Genomic DNA, 20,698 nt, shown 5'->3' on the forward strand with positions numbered 1-20,698 from the left:
GCCTCCGGGGACGGTCAACAGGAAATGACCATTTGGTCACAAATGCACCTTGGGCTATGAAGGCAACAAGACGTGCGATTCAGCGACGAAATGGCCCGAAAAGCGCAGAAACCAGCGAAGCGACCGGTCCGACGACGGCCCGAGACAGGCAGCAAGACCGCGCCAAAGCGCCGCAACATGCGCGCGGCCGACCGCGAGCGCGCAATCGTGGACGAAGCGATCCGCTTCTTTGCCGAGCATGGCTTCGAGGGACAAACCCGCGAACTGGCAAAGCGCATGGGCATCACCCATTCGGCGATCTATCGCCACTTCCCGAGCAAGGAAGCGCTGATCGAGCGGGTGTACCAGGAGGTCTATCTCAGCCGCTGGTCGCCCGACTGGGGGCCGATGATCCAAGACCGCTCGCTGTCGCTGGAGGCGCGGCTGACGCGCTTCTATCTCGACTATGTCGAACGCGTGTTCGAGTACAATTGGGTGCGGATCTTCGTCTTCTCCGGCATGAAGTCCTTCGGCATCACCGGCCGCTATCTCGACATTGTCCGCCGCGAGATCATCGAGCCCGCGGCCGCCGAGCTGCGTCACGATCTCAAGCTGCCCGATGCGAAGTCCCACCCACTGAGTGAGCGCGAGACCGAGCTGTTCTGGGGCCTGCACGGCCGCATCTTCTATCTCGCCATCCGCAAATTCATCTACGAAACGCCGATCCCGCCCGATCTCGACGCGATCGTCCGCGACGCCGTCCAGACCTTCATGGACGGCGCGAAGACGACGATGCCAAAGCTGCTGATGAGCGGCTAGCTACTTCGAAAGGCTCGGCAGATCGAGCCCCTTGTCACGGGCGCAGTCGATTGCGATGTCGTAGCCCGCGTCGGCATGGCGCATGACGCCGGTGGCCGGATCGTTCCAGAGCACGCGCGCGATGCGCTTTGCAGCTTCCGGCGTGCCATCAGCGACGATCACCATGCCGGCATGCTGCGAATAGCCGATGCCGACGCCGCCGCCATGATGCAGCGACACCCAGGTCGCGCCGCTGGCGCAATTGAGCAGCGCGTTGAGCAGCGGCCAGTCGGACACCGCGTCCGATCCGTCCTTCATGGCTTCGGTCTCGCGGTTCGGGCTTGCCACCGAGCCGCTGTCGAGATGGTCGCGGCCGATCACGACCGGCGCCTTGAGCTCACCGCGCGCCACCATCTCGTTGAAGGCAAGGCCGAGCCGGTGACGATCGCCGAGGCCGACCCAGCAGATGCGCGCCGGCAGCCCCTGGAACTTGATGCGTTCCTTGGCCATGTCGAGCCAATTGTGCAGATGCTTATCATCAGGCATCAGCTCCTTGACCTTGGCGTCGGTCTTGAAGATGTCCTCGGGATCGCCCGACAGCGCAGCCCAGCGGAACGGCCCGACGCCGCGGCAGAACAGAGGGCGGATATAGGCAGGAACGAAGCCGGGCAAATCGAAGGCGTTCTTCAGGCCCATGTCCTGCGCCATCTGGCGAATGTTGTTGCCGTAGTCGAGCGTCGGAATCCCTTGCGCGTGGAAATCCAGCATGGCCTGGACATGCTCGACCATCGAGGTCTTCGAGGCGCGCTCGACGGCCTTCGGATCGGACGCGCGCTTGGCTTCCCAGTCGGCGATCGTCCAGCCTTTGGGGAGATAGCCGTTGATCGGGTCATGGGCGCTGGTCTGGTCGGTGACGATGTCCGGCTTGACGCCGCGACGCACCAGCTCCGGAAAAATCTCCGCGGCATTGCCGAGCAGGCCGACTGAGATTGCCTTCTTCGTCTTTGCGGACTCTTCCATGATCGCGAGCGCCTCGTCGAGCGTCGCGGCCTGCCGATCGAGATAGCCGGTGCGCAACCGCATCTCGATCCGGCTCGGCTGGCATTCAACTGCGAGCATCGAGGCTCCCGCCATGGTCGCGGCCAGCGGCTGCGCGCCACCCATGCCGCCAAGGCCGGCGGTGAGAATCCATTTGCCGGCAAGGCTGCCGCCATAATGGCGACGACCGACCTCGACGAAGGTCTCGTAGGTGCCCTGCACGATGCCCTGGCTGCCGATATAGATCCAGGAGCCGGCCGTCATCTGGCCGTACATCATCAAGCCCTTGCGATCGAGCTCGTTGAAATAGTCGAACGTCGCCCAATGCGGCACGATGTTGGAGTTCGCGATCAGCACGCGAGGAGCATCGGCGTGGGTGCGGAAGACGCCGACCGGCTTGCCGGACTGGATCAGCAGCGTCTCGTCGTCCTCGAGCTTGCGCAACGCCGCCGTGATCCGGTCAAAGCTCTCCCAGTCGCGCGCGGCGCGGCCGATGCCGCCATAGACGACGAGCTCGCTCGGGCGCTCCGCGACATCAGGATCGAGATTGTTCATCAGCATGCGCAAGGGGGCTTCCGTCAGCCAGCTCTTGGCGCTGATGTCGCTGCCGCGGGGCGCGCGGATGGTGCGGTCGTTGTCCAGTCGGCGGTTCATGCGGAACACCTCTTCAGGCAAGTCTCGGAAATGGGTCAGATGGGAGCACGCCGATCGCAGCCGCCGGCAGCGCGTCGGCCTCGACGAGCGCGGCTGCCTTGGCGAGATCGCCGGCCATGTAGCGGTCGGCGCCGAGCGCGGGCACCTGTTCGCGAAGCGCGGCGATGACGGCGACGAGCGGCGCGCTGGTCGCATGCGGCGCGCGCAGCGTAATGCCTTGCGCGGCGACCAGAAGCTCGATGCCGAGGATGGCGGCGAGATTGTCCGTCATATCGGCGAGGCGCCGCGCCGCATGCGCAGCCATCGACACGTGGTCTTCCTGGTTGGCGCTGGTCGGCGTCGAATCGATCGAGCAGGCAGCCGCACGCTGCTTGTTCTCGGCATAGAGCGCGGCCGCCGTCACCTCGGCGATCATGAAGCCGGAATTGATGCCGGGATCGGGCGTGAGGAACGGCGGCAGGCCAAAATTCAGCGCGGGATCGACCAGCGTCGCGATGCGCCGCTCGCTGATCGCGCCGATCTCCGACAGCGCGAGCGCGATCGTATCGGCCGCAAACGCCACGGGCTCGGCGTGGAAATTGCCGCCGGAGACGATCTCGCCGGTCTCGACCAGGACGAGCGGGTTGTCGGTGACGGCGTTGGCCTCGACGATCAGGGCTCGCGCAGCCTGCGTGATCAGATCGAGTGCGGCCCCTGCGACCTGCGGCTGGCAGCGCAGGCAATAGGGATCCTGCACGCGTTCGTCGCCTTCGAGATGCAACAGGCGGATGTCGCTGCCGTCGAGCAGCGCGGTCAGCGTCGCAGCCGCGGCGATCTGCCCGGCATGGCCGCGCAGCGCCTGGATTTCAGGGCGGAACGGCGCTGTGGAGGCCATCGCCGCATCGACCGACAGCGCGCCGGTGACGAGCGCGGCACGAGCCAGATGAAACCCACGCAGCACGCCGGAAATCGCATAGGCGGTCGAAAACTGCGTGCCGTTGATCAGCGCGAGCCCCTCCTTGGGCCCGAGGGTCAGCGGCGCAAGCCCGGCGGCAGCGAGTGCCTCGCCGCCGGACACGGTCTTGCCGTCGACAATCGCCTGTCCCTCGCCGATCATGACGGCGGTCATGTGCGCGAGCGGCGCGAGGTCACCGGAGGCGCCGACCGAGCCCTGCTGCGGAACCAGCGGACAGACGCGCCGCGCCAGCATTCCCTGCAACTGCTCGATCACCTCGCGGCGTACGCCAGATGCGCCGCGCCCGAGCGAGATGATCTTCAGCGCCATCATCAGCCGCACGATCGGCTCCGGCGTCGCCGGACCGACACCGCAGCAATGCGAGACGATGAGGTTGCGCTGGAGCAGCGCGGTCTGGTCAGGCGGGATGCGCTTCGAGGCGAGCTTTCCGAAGCCGGTATTGATGCCGTAGACGGGGGTGTCTGCTTGCGCCGCCTTGGCGACGATCGCCGCGGCTGCTTCGACACGCGGCCAGAACGACGGATTGAGCACGACGGGCTGTCCCGCAAGCACGCGCGCGAGATCGTCGAGGCTGACCGTTCCCGGTTTGACGACGATCGCCGCGTCCTGCTCCGTCATTGCCCCCTCCAAACCCGGCGGTGCAGCGGATTGAAGCCGATGCGGTAAACGAGCTCGGCGGGCCGCTCGATGTCCCAGATCGCGAGATCGCACCATTTGCCGGCCTCTAGCGTGCCGGTTTCATCGAGCACGCCAAGCGCCCGCGCGCCTTCGCGGGTGACCCCAGTGAGGCATTCGGCCACTGTCATCCGGAACAGCGTCGCGCCCATGTTCATCGCCAGCAGCAGCGAGGTCAGCGGCGAGCTGCCGGGATTGCAGTCCGACGCCAGCGCCATGTGGACGCCGTGCTTGCGGAACGACTCGACCGGCGGCTTCTGCGTCTCGCGGATGAAATAGAAGGCGCCCGGCAACAGCACAGCCACCGTTCCCGCCTTCGCCATCGCGGCCGCACCTGCTTCATCGGTATGCTCGAGATGATCGGCCGACAGTGCGGAGAATTTGGCCGCGAGCGCGGCACCGCCGAGGTTCGACAATTGGTCGGCATGAAGCTTCACCGGCAGCCCGAGTCCCCTCGCCGTCTCGAACACCCGCGCGGTCTGCTCAGCCGAGAACGCGATGCCCTCCATGAAAGCGTCGACGGCATCGGCAAGACCAGTCTTGGCAACCGCGGGCAGCATCTCCTTGCACACGAGATCGATATAGCGATCCTTGTCACCATCGGCCTCGGGCGGCAACGCATGGGCGCCGAGGAAGGACGTGCGGATCGCAACCGGCCGCTGGCGGCCGAGGCTGCGCGCGGCCGCGAGCTGCCGCATCTCGGTGTCGACATCGAGGCCGTAGCCGGACTTGATCTCGACCGTGGTGGCGCCCTCGCCGATCAGCGCGTCGAGCCGCGGCAGTGCGCTTGCGACGAGCTCGGCCTCGCTTGCCTTGCGCGTCGCGGCCACCGTCGAGACGATGCCGCCGCCGGCGCGCGCGATCTCCTCATAGCTTGCCCCCTTCAGGCGCAGCTCGAACTCGTGCGCACGGTTGCCGCCATAGACCAGATGAGTGTGGCAGTCGACGAGGCCCGGCGTGATCCAGCGCCCAGCGCAATCGATCCGCTTGATGGCATCTGCGTCAGCCGGAAAGTCCGCCGCCGCACCCGCATAGACGATGTGGCCGCCGCGCGCGGCAATCACGCCGTGCTCGATCTCGCCGAGATCGGGGCGATCGGCCCGCATCGTGGCGAGGCGGGCATTGTGCCAGATCCGGTCGAAGCGCTCTGCCATGCAACTGTCCCTTCGCGGATGTCCCTGCGCCCTGGGATGCTTGACTTATATGTCTAGACATATAATCGTAAGGCGGTTCTGTCCAGCCGGCGTGTAATCATGACCCGACTGCATTTCGCCTCCGCGCTCCTGCCCTCGGGCTGGGCCAATGACGTGCAGGTGGTGATCACCGCCGGCGCGATCGCGGCGGTGACACCGGGCGTGACGCCGGTCGCCGGCGACGAGCGCCACGAAATCGCGCTTCCGGGGCTGGCAAGCCTGCACAGCCACGCCTTCCAGCGCGGCATGGCGGGACTTGCGGAACAGCGCGGCGACTCGACCGACACGTTCTGGACCTGGCGCGAGACGATGTACCGCTTCGCGCTGGCGATGACGCCGGACGATGTCGCGGCCGTCGCAACGCTGCTTTATGTCGAGATGCTGGAGCAGGGTTTAACCCGCGTCGGCGAATTCCACTATTTGCATCACGATCGCGACGGCTCGCCCTACGCCGACCTCGCCGAAATGGCCACGCGCATTGCGCAGGCTGCCGAAGCGTCGGGTATTGCGCTGACGCTGCTGCCGAGTTTTTATGCGCATGGCTCTTTTGGGGGCGCAGCACCACATGCCGGCCAACGCCGCTTCATCTGCTCCGTCGATCGGTTTGCGGCCCTGATGGCTGCCTCGCGCAAAGCGATCGCAAACTTGCCAGGGGCCAATATCGGCATCGCGCCGCACAGCTTGCGCGCGGTGGCGCCGGACGAGCTCGCCGCGATCATTCCGCTCGCCGACGGCGGCCCCGTGCACATTCATGCCGCCGAGCAGGTGAAGGAAGTCGAGGATTGCCTGGCCTGGTCGAGCCGGCGCCCCGTGCAATGGCTGCTGGAGCACGCACCGGTCGATCAACGCTGGTGCCTCATCCACGCGACACACACGACGAACGAGGAGGTCACCGCGCTCGCCAAGGTGGGCGCGGTAGCCGGCCTCTGCCCCATCACCGAAGCGAGCCTCGGCGACGGCATTTTTCCAGCCCGCGAGTTCCTCGACGCCGGCGGCCGGCTCGGCGTCGGCACCGATTCCAACGTGCTGGTCGGTGTCGCCGACGAGCTGCGCCAGCTCGAATATGGCCAGCGGCTGAAGCATCGCCAGCGCAATGTGCTCTCCGGCGGCGCAGGCGCCTCGACCGGACGCACGCTGTTCGATCAAGCGCTCGCCGGCGGCTCGCAGGCACTTGCGCAGCCGACTGCCGGCCTCACTCCGGGGGCGCGCGCCGACATCGTCACGCTCGATGCCGCGCATCCGTCGCTCGCGGGACGTCAGGGCGATGCGGCCATCGACGGCTGGATCTTTGCGGCAGGTAGCGGCGCAATTGATTGCGTCTGGGCCGGCGGCGACAAGGTCGTCGAGGGCGGACGGCACCGGCTGCGCCAGGCAGCGCGCGAGCGCTTCAACGCATCGGTGCGGAGGCTGCTCGCATGAGCCTCGCTACTGATGGCGCCGACCAGCCGACGCTCTACAAGCGGATCCGCGCCGACATCGAGAATCGTATCCTGACCGGCGAGTGGCCGCCGGGTCATCGCATTCCGTTCGAGCACGAACTGGTGGCGCGCTACGGCTGCTCGCGCATGACCGTGAACAAGGCGCTGTCGGAACTCGCGCAGGCCGACTTGATCGAGCGGCGGCGGCGCGCCGGATCGTTCGTCCGCCGGCCGCAGCATCAGTCCGCGGTGCTCAAGATCGCCGACATCCGCGCCGAGATCACCGCGCTCGGCCGCGCTTACGGCTACGAGCTGATCCATCGCAAGCTGCGCATGGCGACCGCCGCCGACCGCGACCGTCTTGGCGTGAAGAAGGCCGGCAAGGTGATCGCGATCGCCTGCCGCCACAGCGCCGACAACGTGCCGTTTGCCGTCGAGGACAGGCTGATCGACCTCTCGTCCGTGCCGAATGCCGCGACCGCGGACTTCTCGCGCGAACCGCCTGGCTCGTGGCTGCTTCACCATGTCCCATGGACAGAGGCCGAGCATACGATCAGCGCCATCGTTGCGGACGATCGCGCGGCGCAAGCGCTCGACATCGCCGTCGGCGCGCCCTGCCTCGTGATCGACCGCTACACCTGGCGCAGTACGCGCACGATCACCGCCGTGCGGCTGCTCTATCCCGGTGACTCCCACCGCCTTGTCGCCCGATTCAAGGGAGGCTGAGAGACCAATGTCGGCACAATTCGTGCAACGCTTCGGGCAAAGGTCCGCATGGACCGACACGAACAGATCAACAGGACGTCAATCCATCGATCGGCAAGAGGACGACAATCATGCGTAGTTCAAAGGTATTTGCGACAATCATTGCCCTGGCGGCCTCCACTCCCGTGCTCGCCGACGACGTCAAGGTCGGCGTCGGCATCTCCGGGTGGACCGGCTTCGCGCCGCTGACGCTGGCGAAGGAAGCCGGCATCTTCAAGAAGAACGGCCTCGACGTCACGATCAAGAAGATCCCGCAGAAGGACCGCCATCTTGCGATTGCTTCCGGCGACATCCAGTGCGCGGCAACCACGGTCGAGACCTGGATCTCCTGGAACGCCAACGGCGTCGCCACCAAGCAGATCTTCCAGCTCGACAAGAGCTATGGCGCCGACGGCATGGCCGTGCGCAACGACATCGCCGCGATCAAGGATCTGAAGGGCAAGACGGTTGCGGCCTCCGCGCCGGGCACCTCGCCGTATTTTGCGCTGGCCTGGATGCTCAAGAAGAACGGCCTCACCACGAAGGACGTGACCGTGGTGAATCTCGAGCCCGCCGCGGCCGCGCAGGCCTTCGTCTCCGGCCAGAACGACGCCGCCATGACCTACGAGCCGTATCTGTCGACCGTGCGCGCCGCGCCCGACAAGGGCAAGATCATCGCCACCACGCTGGATTATCCGATCGTGATGGACACGTTTGGCTGCACGCCGAAATTCCTGAGCGAGAATCCGAAGGCGGCGCAGGCGCTCGCCAACAGCTATTTCGAGGCGCTCGACTTGATCGCCAAGGACCAGGCCAAGGCCTATGAGATCATGGGCGCGGACGTGAAGCAGACCGGCGAGCAGTTCGGCAACTCGGCGAAATATCTGCGCTGGCAGGACAAGGCCGCGAACCAGAAGTTCTTCGCGGGCGATTTCCTGACCTTCAACAAGGACGCCGCCGAGCTCCTGCTCGAGATCGGCATCATCAAGGCCGCGCCGAAGGTCGAGGACCTCTACGACGCGAGCTTCATCAAGTAGACTTCTGCAAGCTGCCGGTTCCGCCAGGAGGCGGAGCCGGCGCGTGATCGATTATTCGGATAGACAGTTTGATGCGTCCCCTGGATCCCGTGACATCGAGGCAGCGTGTGGCCTTTGGCCTCGCTTTCTTCGTGCTGTTCGTTGCCCTCTGGTCCTGGGCGACCTTCGGCGGCCATGTGTCGAAGACCTTCCTCGCCAACCCGCTGACTATGGTGCAGGAAGGTTTTGACCTGCTGACGAAGCAAGGCTTCATGTTCGACATCGGCATGACGATCTGGCGCGTCGTCGGCGGCTTCGCGCTCGCCGCGATCATCGCGGTGCCGTTCGGCGTGCTGATGGGTGCCTACAAGCCGGTCGAGGCCTTTCTCGAACCGTTCGTCTCCTTTGCACGCTACCTGCCCGCCTCCGCCTTCATCCCGCTCTTGATCCTGTGGGCCGGCATCGGCGAGCTGCAAAAGCTGCTCGTCATCTTCATCGGTTCGGTGTTCCAGGTGATCCTGATGGTGGCGGTGACCGTCGGCGCGACGCGGCGCGATCTGGTCGAGGCGGCCTATACGCTCGGGGCCAGCGACCGCGGCATCATCCGCCGTGTGCTGCTGCCCTCCTCCGCGCCGGAGATCGCCGAGATCCTGCGGCTGGTGCTGGGCTGGGCCTGGACCTATGTCATCGTCGCCGAGCTGATCGGCTCGTCCTCCGGTATCGGCCATATGATCACCGACAGCCAGGCGCTGCTCAACACCGGCCAGATCATCTTCGGCATCATCGTGATCGGGCTGATCGGCCTCGTCTCCGACTTCCTGTTCAAGGCGTTCAACGCCTGGCTGTTTCCGTGGAAGCTCGCATGACGACGCTGAAGATCGAACAGGTCTCACGGACCTTCCCCGCGCGCCACGGCAATGCGCCGACCAGGGCGCTGGAGCCGACCGACCTCATCATCGGCAACAACGACTTCGTCACCATCCTCGGCCCCTCCGGCTGCGGCAAGTCCACGCTGCTTCGTATCGTCGCCGGCCTTGACCGGCCGACCGGCGGGCGCGTCACGCTCGACGGGCGCGAGGTGACGGGCCCGGGGGCGGATCGCGGCATGGTGTTCCAGTCCTACACGCTGTTTCCCTGGCTGACCGTGCGCGAGAACATCGCCTTCGGCCTGCGCGAGCGCGGCGTGTCGCAGGACGAACGGTACAAGATCGCCGACGCCTTCATCCGCCAGGTCGGATTGTCCGGCTTCGAGAACCATTGGCCCAAGCAGCTCTCCGGCGGCATGCAGCAGCGCACGGCAATCGCCCGCGCGCTTGCCAATGATCCAAAGATTCTGCTGCTCGACGAGCCCTTCGGCGCGCTCGACAACCAGACTCGCGCCTTGATGCAGGAAATGCTGCTCGGGATCTGGGAGCGCGACCAGAAGACCGTGCTGTTCGTGACCCACGACATCGAGGAGGCGATCTTCCTCGGCAGCCGCGTCATCGTCATGAGCGCACGCCCCGGCCGCATCAAGGCCGAGATTGCCATAGACCTGCCGCATCCGCGTTCCTACAAGATCAAGACCACGCCGGAATTCGTCCAGCTCAAGGAACGGCTGGTCGAGGAAATCCGTGCCGAGGCGTTGAAGGTTGCCGAACATGCCTGACAATGGTCCTTCCTTCGACGGCGCACGCGTTCTCGCCGACCTCAATGCGCTGCGCGCCATCGGCGCCTACAAGACCGGCGTGCACAAGCCGACCTTCTCCGAACCGCACAAGCAATCGCTGGACTGGCTGGTGCAGAAGCTGCCCGACGCGGATCTCTCCGCCGCGATTGACGGCATCGGCAATGTGTTCGGGACGAGCGCCAAGCCCGGCCCAAAGCTTCTGGCGGGCTCGCACCTGGAAAGCCAGAACTACGCCGGCTGGCTCGATGGTCCGCTCGGTGTCGTCTACGCGCTCGAAGCCGCGCGGGTGCTCAATGCCGATCCGTCCGTGAACGGCGCGGTCGAAGTCGCTGCCTGGTGCGACGAGGAAGGACATTTTGGCAGCTTCCTCGGCTCGCGCTCCTATGTGGGGCAAGTGACCGAGGCTGACATCGACGCCGCGCGCGACCGCACCAACGGGCGGCCCATGCGCGATGCGCTTGCCGACATGGGGCTCGCGGGACGCTCGCGCATCACCGCCGAGAAGGGGCGGCACGTCGGATATCTGGAGGCGCATATCGAGCAGGGCGATACGCTCGAGAGCGGACAGCTCGCGGTCGGCGTCGTGACCTCGATCGTCGGCATCTGGCAATACCGGATCAATTTCGTCGGCGAGCAGAACCACGCCGGCACCACCCGCATGGCTGCACGCAAGGATGCCGGCCTTGCGCTGGCCAAATTCTGCGTCGCGATCGACGAGCGCTTCCCGGCCGCGTGCGGTCCGCGCACGGTCTGGACCACGGGCCGCATCACGCTCGATCCGGGCGCGCCGAGCATCATTCCGGGTGGCGCCGAAATGCTGTTCCAGATCCGCGACGACAACCCGGCGGTCATCGCGCGGCTGGAGGGATTGCTGAAGGCCATGGCGGACGAGGTCAACGCCAGCGGCCCCTGCGCCGTGACCGTGGAGAAGCTGCGGACCGGTGCTCCCGCCTTGATGAACTCAGGCTTTCAGGACGCGATCGAAGCTGCGAGCAAGGCTGTCGCCGGCGGACGATCCATCCGCATGCCCAGCGGCGCCGGCCACGACGCACAGATGCTCGCGACCATCATGCCCGCGGGGATGCTGTTCGTGCCGTCGATCGGCGGCATCAGCCATCACTGGACCGAGAACACCGCGGACGCCGACATCGTCACGGGCGCGCAGGTCTTCGTCGACGCCTGCCGGCGAATCCTCGGGGGTTAGGCCTCTGATGCCGGCATGAGCGCAAGCGAGACTTATACCGAGGCGACGACCGGCTACTGGCAGGAGCTGACGCCGGAGGTTCCCTTGCGTTTCCCGGCTATGCCACCTTATCGCTTGGGCTATCCCGCGACACTCCCCTGCGGCCGTATCCTGGTTCTGCCGCTGCGCCAACTGCCCGATGGCGACCGCGCCGTCGCATCGCTGATCGCCAATCAGGCCTCACACCTCGTCGTCGCCGCGCTGGCCTACCATATGGCGACGCAGGCGCGCGCGCTCGATGCCGAGATCATCGTCGGGCTCCCGACCCTTGGTCTTGCCTTCGCATCGCAGGTCGCAGAACGGCTCGGACAGCCGCGCTATGTCCCGCTCGGCTATTCGCGCAAATTCTGGTACGACGACGTGCTGTCCGAGCCCGTGAGTTCAATCACCAGCCCCGACGCCGGCAAAAGGCTGCGGCTGGATCCGAACCTGCTGCCCCTGCTCGAAAGCCGCCGGGTGGTGCTGGTCGACGATGCGATCTCGACCGGCGCGACTGCGCTCGCGGCGGTGCGGCTTTTGCAGACGATCGGCGTCGAAATTGCCGGCATAGTCGTTGCGATGAAGCAAACCAATCGCTGGCATGCCTCGACCACGGCCCTTCCGGTTCGCGCAGTCTTCGGGTGCCCGCTCTTCCAACGTGGCGACGGCGGCTGGATACCGCTCGCGGAGACGCAACCCAACATTCCCTGATGGGTCAGGCGATTGCGAGCATCGGCTATGTTGGCCGGCCCGAGGCACCTGTCTTGAGCAGGATTGGGCAAAACCCGACCGCTTTGGGAAAGATCGCGGGTCCGTATCGCGGCTAGAATCTGGCTCGCACACGCGAGAGATCCGCCATGGCCGAGAGCCCGAACGATGCCGCAACGCCCGCCTCCATCGTCGAGGCCCTGAAGGCCGTCGCCGGCAATCCGCCGAAGGTCCGCGCCAGCTTCGCCAAGGGCTGGTGCGTTCGGGGTACCTACACCCCGTCGGACCGCGCGGAGGAGATTACGCGATCGCGGAGCTTCACTAGGCCATCGCGTGTGCTGGCGCGCTTCTCGGTCGGCGGCGGCAATCCCAACGTCGCGGATACCAACAACCTCGTGCTGCGCGGCTTCAGCTTCAGGCTCGGCGACGAGGATCATCGATCCGACATTCTCGTGGAAAGCGCGCCTGTGCACTTTGCACGAACGCTCGACCAGATGCTGGCCTTCCTCGAGGCGCGCATCCCGGGCCCCGATGGCAAGCCTGACATGGCGAAGGTCAAGGCCTTCTCGACGGCCAATCCCGAAACGCTCAACCAGGCGAACTACGTCGCCGCGCGTCCGCTGCCCGGAAGCTTCGCCGGCACCACCTATTGGGGCGTGCATTCCTTTCCGGCGACCAATGCCGAGAATGAGACGCGCTTCATCAAGTTCAAGGTCGTCCCGGCCCGCGGCGAGATCACGCTGAGCGAGGACGAAGCCAGGACGAAGCCGGCCGACTTCCTGCACGACGACCTCGGCACGCGGATCGCTGCGGGCAATGTCCGCTTCAACGTGATGGCGCTGCTCGACCGCCCCGGCGACCCGACCATGGATGTCACCACACGCTGGCCGGACGAGGATCTTCGCGACGAGGTGCGCCTGGGCACGATCGTGATCACGGGCTTCGAGCCGGATCAGGCCTGCGACGTCACCATCTTCAATCCGGCCAATCTCGCCGAGGGCATCGGTCACCCGCCGGACGAAATCTTTGCGGCGCGGCGCGCCGCCTACATGATCTCGCTCGCGAAGCGCCGCTGAGGACGGAAGGCACCCGGCTTCACGTCTCGCCGTTCGATGCACCGAGCATCTCGCGGCGCCACGCTGCCGGGCTGACGCCGACGATCGAGGAGAACACGCGCGTGAAGTGACTCTGGTTGGCAAACCCGGCCGAGATCGCGATCTCCGACAGCGGCAGGTCGCGGACGCTCATCAACTGCTTGGCGGCCTTCACGCGCTGCTGAAGCAGCCATTGGTGCGGCGGCACACCGACCGAGATTCGAAACGCGCGGGAGAAATGGCTGACCGAAAGGTCGAGCTCGGCCGCGATCCTCTGCAGCGAGAGCTTGCCGCCGAGATCCGATTCGAGCCTCTCGCAGGCGCGTTTCGCCTGCCATGGCGCGAGACCGCCGCGCGCAAGCCCGGACGTGCGCTGGAGCCCGCCATAGGTCTGGGCGACATGGGCGGTCAGCCCGAGCATCATGTGATCGATGAAAAGCTGATTGGCCTCGTCCGGCCGGCGCAGGCCCTCCTGCAGCGACGCGCCGATGTGTCGGACGATTCGGTCGTCATGGCCAACACCGATCTGACAGTCGAGCTCGTCAACCCGCGGCGCGTTGCACTGTTCGGCGATGCTGTCGAGCGCCGAACGTGGAATGTAGAAGAACAGGGAGTGGAACGGCTTGTCGATCACGTAGCGCGGATCGCACTTGAGGTCGTACAAATAGGTCGTACCCGCATGGACGTCCGCGGTCATGATGCATTTGCCGCGCTCCCAGAGCTCGCAATCCGGGTAGTCGTGCAGCTTCAGGCTGACGAGAAAGGCATCTTCGGCGGCGAGCGATCCGGACAGGCCGGGCACCGGGTTGTCATTCCGGGTTTCGGTCACCGCGAGCTCGGCGCTACGCAGCGAGCGCGTAACCAGCGAGGGCGGCGCATCCTTCAAACGCAGGAACTGCCCTAGCCTCTGTCCGTAGGCGCCTGCCTGTGTCATCGGGTCAGTCCTTCCGCGGGTCCAAGTGCAGGCCACAGCGCCCCGCAATTTGCGGAAGGTATTATCGGACATCCGCCGCAGGCTGTCCACGCGCGCACGAGGCGAACAGCTCTCGCCCGACACTTGCACATCGGCGCAACAGGACGATTTGGCAGCAACTTCAATGCGGTTTTGACGTTCCCTCTCCATCCGGAAGCTGATCACGCGTTTTCACAAATGCACGACAAAATGCCGCGACGTCCCGTGCGGGTGTCGCAGCGCTGGAACGAGGTTCCGCCGCCGAACCTGAACTCCTGGACGTTGTCGTATTTGCCCTTGGTCAGCGGCGGTATCAGACTTGCCGGTCGTCATTCCCCGCGAAGGCGGGGAATCCAGTACGCCGCAGCTTCTCGGCTCCATCACAACCGCCTCTGGAATACTGGATCGCCCGCCTTCGCGGGCGAGGACAGCGAGCGTGTGGTCGCAGACACGCCTTCGCATCCTCGCGGCGTAATTCGCCCGAGCTTTGCTTCGTCGCTTCACCCTCTTAGGCCAAGAGGGCGCAGGGAAGGCCGGGTGCTGATCTGGCACCCGCGGTCCGCTGCGCGAAAAGCACACGCAGGAAGAACCGCACAGCAGCATACAGGAGTAGCCAATCACTCGGCCTTCCCTGCGCAGTGGTTGGACGGCTTATGCCGTGCTCTCCCGGGAGCCGAGTTCGTTCTGGCCTCCCTCGTCCTTGCGAAAGTCGCCGACATCGCGCCGGTTGACGCGACTGCCGCATCCGCAAGAGCTTGACCGTAGCAACGACGGCCAGGACCACACGGTTTTGCCGTACGCACGGCCCGCCATTTCGCCGCAGTTTTCCCAGCCCTGTCGACGGAGCCGGAAACTTACAGGCGAGACGAACCTGACAGCGTCGCTCATCCAGCACGAAGTCCTGGGCTCACGGAGAGCAATCCGCCCTGCCCTTAACTCTCGCGCCCGACGCTGCCGCGTCCACCGCAAGCCCGGCTCGCGAAACGTGACGACACAAGATCGCCCCTCAAGGATGAGCCGGGATGGGCGACACATACGACAAATCAGAATTTCTGTAAATCGGAATATTTTCATGACGAGGGATTGACGGGGCAGCGAAACAGGGCCGGTGTTTTGCCCGACAGGCAATCCGCCGGCGCCGAGATGCTCCGCAACATCTGGGAACTGCTGCGACAAATCGGGCACATCAGGACATAAAGTCGCGGTAATCGTCGGGCTTGTCGACCGCGCCCTCCTTGCCTCTGCTTCCGGAGTTCTCATGCTTTCTGCCGACCGGCCGGCGACACGGCTTGCGACGCGACTTGCCTTCCTCGTCGCGGGCTTCGGCATCGCGTGCTGGGCGCCTCTGGTGCCGTTTGCGAAAGCACGGCTCGGCGTCGACGACGGCGTTCTCGGACTGCTGCTGCTCAGCCTCGGCATCGGCTCGGTCGTCGCAATGCTTCTGACCGGAATCATGAGCGCGCGTTACGGCAGCAGGCCGATCATCATCGCCGGCGGGCTCGGTCTGGCGCTGGTCCTGCCTCTGCTGGCCATCGCAAGCTCGCCGGCGACGCTGGCACTGGCGCTGCTCGCCTTCGGCGCCGCGCTCGGCTCCATCGACGTCGCCATGAACATCCATGCGGTGGAGGTGGAGCGCGCAGCGAAACGTCCGCTGATGTCCGGCTTCCACGCGCTGTTCAGCATCGGCGGCTTCGCCGGATCAGCGCTGATGACCGCGCTGCTCTCCCTGCAACTCGGCGCGCTCGCCTGCACGCTTATTTGCTCCGTCCTGATGCTGATTGCGATGCTTGTGACCTGGTCGCGCCTGCTTCGCTCAGTGCAGGTACAGGACGGACCGCTGTTCGTGCTGCCGCACGGCTCCGTGCTTCTGCTCGCGCTGCTCGGCGCCATCACCTTCCTGGTCGAAGGCGCGATGCTCGATTGGGGCGCACTGCTCGTCATCGGCGCCGGCCTTGTCTCCGAGGCGCAAGGCGGGATCGGCTACATCGTGTTCTCGATCGCGATGACGATGGGGCGACTCGGCGGCGACGCCGTCGTTGCGCGCATCGGGGATCGCACCACCCTGTTCTGGGGGAGCATCATTGCGGTCGCGGGCTTTGCGGTGCTGCTCACGGCTCCGGTTGCGGCGGTCGCCATAGTCGGCTTCCTGCTCATCGGCCTCGGCGCCTCGAACCTCGTGCCGGTGCTGTTCCGCCGGGCAGCCCGGCAGACGGTGATGCCCACGGGGCTCGCCGTCGCGGCGATCACGACCGCGGGCTACGCCGGCATCCTCGTTGGTCCCGCCGGCGTCGGCTTCGTCGCACGACTTGGCGGATTGCCGACGGCGTTCTGGCTGCTGGCTGTGCTGATGGGACTGGTCACGCTGTCGGCGCGCATCGTCACGACGGAGCAGCGCGAGGTATCACCTGCCGGCACGTGAGCTCATGACTTGCTCAATCCAATCGATCTGATCACGGGCGCCAGGCTTGCCGTTGTCGCATCGATAATGCGCTGGAATTTGTCCGGACTTGAATCGCTGTCCGGCTCCATGCCCTGGGCACGGTAGCTCGCCTGAAGCGCCGGATCGGCCATGGCGAGGCGCGTCGTCTGCGCGATCCGATCGATGATCGCATCATCGGTGAGTTTGGGAGCAAAGATGCCGAACCAGCCCTCATATCTGAGATCCGGCATGCCGGATTCGACGGCGGTCGGAATATCAGGTGCGCCGCTCAGCCGCTTTTCGGTCGTGACCGCAAGCAGCCGGATCTTTCTGGCCTGGCTCAGCTGCTGCAATTGAACCGACATGACGCCGATGACGAGCGAGATCTGGCCGCTGACGAGGTCGTTGGTCGCCTGCGCGATACCCCGATAGGGAACGTGGACAATGTCCAGTCCGCCCGCCTGCTGCTTGAACGATTCCCCGACGAGATGATTGCCGGTGGCGATCCCGGGCGTCCCGTAGGACAGCTTGCCCGGATTGGCCTTCGCGTAGGCGATCAGTTCGCGCAAATTTGCGGCAGGCACCGACGGATGGACGGCGAAAACCAGCGCACTGTTGATCAGGCGATAGATGGCCCGGAAATCGCCGACGGAATAACCGGGATTTGACGAGGTCAGGGGAATGATGACCTGCGTACTGCCATTGCCGAGCAGCAGCGAATAGCCGTCGGGCTCCTCGCGCGCGACCGCTGCGGTTCCGATCGCGCCACCGGCGCCGCCGATGTACTCGACGAAAGTCGGCCCGAGCAGCGCCGACATCTTGTCCACCCAGGGGCGCCCGATCTGATCGCCCGCTCCGCCGGCTCCATACGGAAGCACGAGGCGAATGGGACGAGACGGATAATCGGCGGTTTGCCCGCTGCGCGGGATGGCGGCGAGCGCCGCCGCGCCCGATAACGCATGAACGACCTGTCGCCGCGAGTAGGAGGGCATGTCTCAATTCCGGAAGCGGTAGTCACTGTCGAGGCGGGACCGGCTCCCGGACGACCCAATCGCAGCAATCTGCAACCGCCGTCAATGCTCCGTCTGGACCAGCCCCCCGGCGCCGCCCCCGCGGCTAGCGACCTAAGCCTTTCCTTTTCCAGTCTTATTCCGGCGAGCCGGTGGCGACCCAAGCGATCTGCGCAGATCTGCCAGCCATGCTGCTTTCGGACAGTTTACTGTACGCCTCGTTCTGCTAGACCAAAAAGTAATACCTTTTGACTCCCGTCGTGGGGGCAATGGCGCGTGCCAGAGCATAACGAAGACTCGGCCATTTCATTTGGGCCATTTCGGCTGTTTCCAAAGTCCAGGCTCTTGGAGAAGGAGGGCTCGCCGCTTCATGTCGGCGGCCGCGCGCTCGATATCCTCATCTTCCTGGCCGGGCGCCCCGGTGAAGTCGTCGACAAGAGAGAACTGGTCAAGCGCATCTGGGCCGACGTCAATGTCGACGAGGGCAGCCTGCGCTTCCATGTCGCAGCGCTGCGCAAGGCGCTCGGCGATACCGGCAAGTCGGCCCGTTATGTCGTCAATGTGCCCGGCCGCGGCTATTGCTTCGTCGCGTCGCTCGCTCAAGCGACCCCTCCGGTCGCGCCGGTCCCCCTCGACATCGTTCCTCCGCGCTCCCTGCCCGTTCAGCTCGCGAAGATGGTCGGACGAGAGGAGGTCATCGAAAAGATCTCGAACGGACTGTCGCTCTATCGCTTCATGACCGTGGTCGGCCCGGGCGGGATCGGCAAGACCGCGGTCGCCGTCACCGTCGGGCATCGGCGTTCCCAGGATTTCGGCGGCCGCGTCTTCTTCGTCGACTTCGGCCCGCTGCGGGATGCCAGCCACATTGCAACCACCATCGCCTCCGCGCTCGGGCTGACCATCAGCGCGGAGGATCCGACGCCGGCCCTGCTGACATTTCTCAAGGCCGGCCCGGCCCTGCTGATCTTCGACAGCTGCGAACACGTGCTGGACAATCTGGTCCCGCTCGTCGAGCGCATCGTTCGCGAAGCGCCGCAGCTTCGTGTTCTCGCGACCAGCCGCGAGTCGTTCCGGAGCGAAGGCGAGCGGATCTTCCGGCTGTTCCCGCTGGATTGTCCGCCGGAACGGGAAGACCTGGGTGTCGCCGAGGTCCTCACCTACCCCGCGGCCCAACTCTTCATCGAGCGCATCGCCCAGAGCTCGGGTCCGTTCCAGCTCAGCGCGGAAGAGGCCCCGCTCGTCGCGAGCATCTGCCGGCGCCTCGACGGCATTGCGCTGGCAATCGAGCTCGCGGCGGGCCGCGTCAATGCCTATGGCATCGCAGGCACGGCTTCCCTGCTCGACAGCCGTTTTTCGCTGCAATGGCGCGGACGGCGCACGGCCGTACCGCGGCACCAGACGCTCGCCGCGGCCCTCGACTGGAGCTACGACCTGTTGCCCGCGGCTGAGAGCGCCACCTTGCGGCGACTGTCGGTGTTCGCCGGGCCCTTCGCGCCGGAGGCGGCCGCCACGGTCGCGGCCGGCGACGGCGTCAGCGCATCGGAAACCCTCGAAGCGATCGACAGCCTGGTCACCAAATCGCTGATCTCCCCGTCGGGCTCGCGGACGCTGCGTTATCGCCTGCTCGACACCACGCGCACCTACGCGCATGGAAAGCTCAACGAGCTCGGTGAAACCAGGCAGTTCGCGCGGCGCCACGCGGAGCATTTTCGCGATTTCTTCGAGCGGGCCGAGGCCGACACGTCGACGCCGCTGCCCGAGTGGCTGCACGTGTATGGTGCGGAGCTGGACAATGTGCGCTCCGCGCTGGACTGGGCCTTCGGGCCCGACGGCGATCCCGCGCTGGGAATCGCGCTGACGGCGGCCGCGGTCACGCTGTGGGTGCGGCTTTCGCTGTTCGCCGAATGCCGCGAGCGCTGCAGAACGGCACTGGCGGCGCTCGGAGACAGCGGCGGTGACGGCCGCGTCCGCATGCAGCTCCTGTCGGCACTCGGCTGGTCGCTGATGTATGGCGAGGGCCGTGCGCGCGAGGCGCGCCCGATCCTCGAGACTACCCTCGAGATCGCCGACAGGCTCGACGACAAGGATTTCCGCCTGCGCGCGCTCTGGGGCCTGTGCATCGACCAGTTCAACAACGGACAGTTCGGCAAGGCCCGCGCACTCGCCGACCGTTTTGCGAACGCGGCGGCGAATTCTCCCGACAAGTCCGATGTCCTGCTGGGCGACCGGCTGATGGCCGTCGCGCTGCATTATCTCGGTGACCAGAACGACGCGCGGCTGTGCATCGATAGGGTGAACGCGTCGCTGCATGTGCTGGCGGAGAAGCCGAAGATATTCCCGCTCGACCTCAGGATATCGACGCAATATTTCCGGGCCCGCATCCTGTGGCTGCAAGGCCTCGCCGACCAGGCCCAGGCGCTGGCCGCGCGAACCATCGAGGAGGGCCTCGCCAACGGCCACGCGCTGACCTTCTGCAGCGTGCTGGGACAGGCGGCCTGCCCGATCGCCTTCTGGGCCGGCGATTTCGACGCCGCGGAACAGCACGGCACGGAGCTGCTCGAACACACCGAGCGACACGCGATCCGGCTGTGGGGCCTGTGGGCACGCGCCTTCAACGCGGCAGTCGTTGCCAAGCGCGGCGACGTCGCGACCGGCCTGCCGCTGCTGCGCGAAGAGCTCAACCGCGCCGGCGATGCGCGCTTCCTGCCGCGCTTTCTTCCTCTGCTCGGTGAACTCGCCGCGTGTTTCGGCGAGGCCGACCAGACCGATCGCGGCCTGGAGATGATCGAGGACATATTGGCGCGTTGCAACGACCGCCAGGAGCGCTGGTATCTGCCGGAGCTGACGCGCATCAAGGCCGAATTGATGCTCAAGCAGACCAAGGGCCTGCCCGCCGCCGAAGCGGCTTTTCGCGAGGCCATGGACATCGCGACGCACCAGGGCGCACGATCGTGGGAGCTGAGATGCGCCATCGGCCTCGCGCGATTCAGACTGGGACAAGGCCGCGATGCAGAGGCGCTGGAGGTTCTGGAAACCGTTTGCCGACCGCTGACCGAGGGATCCCGCACCGCCGACATGCGCGAGGCCCGAGGCCTGATCGCGCAGCTCCGGAACTGAGGCAGCGCTGCTCGGCCTGTCCCCGAAAATACGCGAG

16 protein-coding genes are annotated in these 20,698 nt (G+C 65.8%); 11 read left to right on the forward strand and 5 right to left on the reverse strand.

The window, feature by feature from the left end; genetic code table 11:
- Positions 1 to 177 precede the first annotated feature (177 nt).
- Positions 178 to 798: a TetR/AcrR family transcriptional regulator gene (locus tag AAFG50_RS31110; protein WP_028174337.1), complete on the forward strand. Its 621-nt coding sequence runs from the start codon at positions 178 to 180 to the stop codon at positions 796 to 798.
- Here AAFG50_RS31110 and hutU read toward each other — a convergent pair whose 3' ends face one another.
- The 3 genes from hutU to hutI are packed head-to-tail and all read right to left on the reverse strand — an operon-like array spanning position 799 to position 5,253.
- Complete coding sequence (hutU, locus tag AAFG50_RS31115; protein ID WP_028174336.1) at positions 799 to 2,469, reverse strand: urocanate hydratase; 1,671 nt, start codon at positions 2,467 to 2,469, stop codon at positions 799 to 801.
- A gap of 13 nt (positions 2,470 to 2,482) precedes the next feature.
- Positions 2,483 to 4,042, reverse strand: coding sequence for a histidine ammonia-lyase (gene hutH / locus AAFG50_RS31120; RefSeq protein WP_028174335.1), 1,560 nt, complete (start codon positions 4,040 to 4,042; stop codon positions 2,483 to 2,485).
- The gene (gene hutI / locus AAFG50_RS31125) at positions 4,039 to 5,253 is read right to left on the reverse strand and encodes an imidazolonepropionase (RefSeq protein WP_028174334.1); all 1,215 of its coding nucleotides are present in this window, start codon (positions 5,251 to 5,253) and stop codon (positions 4,039 to 4,041) included. Before hutI ends, hutH begins: the two co-directional genes overlap by 4 nt.
- Before the next feature lie 99 nt (positions 5,254 to 5,352).
- Here hutI and AAFG50_RS31130 point away from each other — a divergent pair, with 99 nt between their 5' ends.
- From AAFG50_RS31130 to AAFG50_RS31165, 8 genes are all read left to right on the forward strand, one after another.
- On the forward strand, positions 5,353 to 6,711 hold the full coding sequence (locus AAFG50_RS31130) for a formimidoylglutamate deiminase (protein ID WP_028174333.1): 1,359 nt from the start codon (positions 5,353 to 5,355) through the stop codon (positions 6,709 to 6,711).
- Positions 6,708 to 7,436, forward strand: coding sequence for a histidine utilization repressor (hutC, locus tag AAFG50_RS31135; protein WP_028174332.1), 729 nt, complete (start codon positions 6,708 to 6,710; stop codon positions 7,434 to 7,436). The genes AAFG50_RS31130 and hutC overlap by 4 nt, the downstream gene beginning before the upstream one ends.
- 110 nt (positions 7,437 to 7,546) lie before the next feature.
- Positions 7,547 to 8,491 (forward strand): ABC transporter substrate-binding protein, encoded by a 945-nt coding sequence (locus tag AAFG50_RS31140; RefSeq protein WP_011088986.1) that lies wholly within the window; start codon positions 7,547 to 7,549, stop codon positions 8,489 to 8,491.
- A 71-nt stretch (positions 8,492 to 8,562) separates the two neighbouring features.
- The gene (locus AAFG50_RS31145; RefSeq protein WP_011088987.1) at positions 8,563 to 9,336 is read left to right on the forward strand and encodes an ABC transporter permease; all 774 of its coding nucleotides are present in this window, start codon (positions 8,563 to 8,565) and stop codon (positions 9,334 to 9,336) included.
- Positions 9,333 to 10,118 carry an ABC transporter ATP-binding protein gene (locus AAFG50_RS31150; protein WP_028174331.1) on the forward strand — a complete coding sequence of 262 codons (786 nt, stop codon included), beginning with the start codon at positions 9,333 to 9,335 and terminating at the stop codon, positions 10,116 to 10,118. The genes AAFG50_RS31145 and AAFG50_RS31150 overlap by 4 nt, the downstream gene beginning before the upstream one ends.
- The gene (locus AAFG50_RS31155; RefSeq protein ID WP_028174330.1) at positions 10,111 to 11,343 is read left to right on the forward strand and encodes a Zn-dependent hydrolase; all 1,233 of its coding nucleotides are present in this window, start codon (positions 10,111 to 10,113) and stop codon (positions 11,341 to 11,343) included. Before AAFG50_RS31150 ends, AAFG50_RS31155 begins: the two co-directional genes overlap by 8 nt.
- A 15-nt stretch (positions 11,344 to 11,358) precedes the next feature.
- Entirely contained in the window at positions 11,359 to 12,072 is a 714-nt protein-coding gene (locus AAFG50_RS31160) for a phosphoribosyltransferase (protein ID WP_028174329.1), read from the forward strand.
- 146 nt (positions 12,073 to 12,218) lie between these two features.
- Positions 12,219 to 13,145: a catalase family peroxidase gene (locus AAFG50_RS31165; protein ID WP_028174328.1), complete on the forward strand. Its 927-nt coding sequence runs from the start codon at positions 12,219 to 12,221 to the stop codon at positions 13,143 to 13,145.
- 19 nt (positions 13,146 to 13,164) lie between these two features.
- Here AAFG50_RS31165 and AAFG50_RS31170 read toward each other — a convergent pair whose 3' ends face one another.
- Positions 13,165 to 14,097: an AraC family transcriptional regulator gene (locus AAFG50_RS31170; protein ID WP_028174327.1), complete on the reverse strand. Its 933-nt coding sequence runs from the start codon at positions 14,095 to 14,097 to the stop codon at positions 13,165 to 13,167.
- 1,276 nt (positions 14,098 to 15,373) lie between these two features.
- On the opposite strand from AAFG50_RS31170, the gene AAFG50_RS31175 reads away from it, so the two are divergent.
- Positions 15,374 to 16,534 (forward strand): MFS transporter, encoded by a 1,161-nt coding sequence (locus AAFG50_RS31175; protein ID WP_028175692.1) that lies wholly within the window; start codon positions 15,374 to 15,376, stop codon positions 16,532 to 16,534.
- Between the two features lie 2 nt (positions 16,535 to 16,536).
- Here the strand turns inward: AAFG50_RS31175 and AAFG50_RS31180 are convergent, their stop codons facing one another.
- Positions 16,537 to 17,526: a tripartite tricarboxylate transporter substrate binding protein gene (locus tag AAFG50_RS31180; RefSeq protein WP_028175693.1), complete on the reverse strand. Its 990-nt coding sequence runs from the start codon at positions 17,524 to 17,526 to the stop codon at positions 16,537 to 16,539.
- 294 nt (positions 17,527 to 17,820) lie between these two features.
- Between AAFG50_RS31180 and AAFG50_RS31185 the strand changes: the two genes are divergently transcribed.
- Positions 17,821 to 20,661: a winged helix-turn-helix domain-containing protein gene (locus AAFG50_RS31185; RefSeq protein ID WP_028175694.1), complete on the forward strand. Its 2,841-nt coding sequence runs from the start codon at positions 17,821 to 17,823 to the stop codon at positions 20,659 to 20,661.
- Positions 20,662 to 20,698: the final 37 nt, after the last annotated feature.

Origin of the sequence: Bradyrhizobium sp. B039 (genome assembly GCF_038965675.1) — a bacterium.
In the GTDB taxonomy this organism is placed as follows: Bacteria; Pseudomonadota; Alphaproteobacteria; order Rhizobiales; family Xanthobacteraceae; genus Bradyrhizobium; species Bradyrhizobium diazoefficiens.